The 1,113-nt window shown below is 61.0% G+C and carries 1 protein-coding gene; it reads right to left on the bottom strand.

Annotated elements, in window-relative coordinates; all coding sequences use genetic code 11:
* Positions 1-1,113, bottom strand: a 1,113-nt coding sequence (locus tag AC1D1X_RS24075; RefSeq protein WP_477699453.1) for a Clp protease N-terminal domain-containing protein, incomplete at both ends; no start/stop codon positions are given.

The following is a 1,113-nucleotide window of genomic DNA, read 5'->3' as shown; positions in this document are numbered from 1 at the left end:
GGCAGATGGCGGTCGTTGATGTACTTGGCGCTGAGCTCGGCAGCAGCCTGCAGGGCGGCCACGGCGTACTTGACGCTGTGGTGCTCTTCAAAGCGCGACTTCAGGCMCTTGAGGATGTCGACCGTTTCCTGCACGGTAGGCTCGACCACATCGACCTTCTGGAAGCGGCGCGACAGGGCCGCATCTTTTTCGAAGATGCCGCGGTATTCGGTGAAGGTGGTCGCGCCTATGCACTTGAGCTGGCCGCTGGACAGCGCCGGCTTGAGCAGGTTGGACGCATCCAGCGTGCCACCCGAGGCCGCACCGGCACCGATCAGGGTGTGGATTTCGTCGATAAAGAGGATGCCGTTGGGTTTGTCCTTCAGTGCCTTGAGCACGCCCTTCAGGCGTTGTTCGAAGTCACCGCGGTACTTGGTGCCGGCCAGCAACGCGCCCATATCGAGCGAGTACACATTGGCTTCGGCCAGGATCTCGGGCACGTCTTTTTGCGTGATGCGCCAGGCCAGGCCCTCGGCAATCGCGGTTTTACCCACACCGGCCTCACCGACCAGCAACGGATTGTTCTTGCGGCGGCGGCAGAGAATCTGAATGACGCGCTCGACTTCATACTGGCGGCCGATCAGCGGATCGATTTTGCCGTCCCTGGCGAGCTGGTTCAGGTTGACGGTGAATTGCTCAAGCGGTGAGGCTTTTTCGTTCTTCTCGCCGCCCTCTTCGTTCTCGGCGGCGCTCTCGCCAGCCTTGGCTGGTTCGGGCGGGTCGCTCTTCTTGATGCCGTGTGCAATGAAATTCACCACGTCCAGGCGGGTTACGCCCTGCTGGTGGAGGTAATACACGGCGTGTGAATCCTTTTCACCAAAAATGGCGACCAGCACATTGGCGCCGGTGACTTCCTTCTTGCCATTGCCGGTGGACTGTACGTGCATGATGGCGCGCTGGATCACGCGCTGGAAGCCCAGCGTGGGCTGCGTGTCGACATCGTCGGTGCCGKCGAYCTGCGGGGTGTTGTCCTTGWTGAAATTGGCCAACGACTTGCGCAAGTCGTCCACATTGGCTGAGCAGGCGCGCAATACCTCGGCTGCACTGGGGTTGTCCAGCAAGGCAAGCAAGAGA

The sequence above is a fragment of the Polaromonas sp. P1_G4 genome, assembly GCF_056405475.1.
The sequence above is the reverse complement of the archived record's forward strand: the minus strand, read 5'-3'. Positions and strand labels throughout refer to the sequence as shown.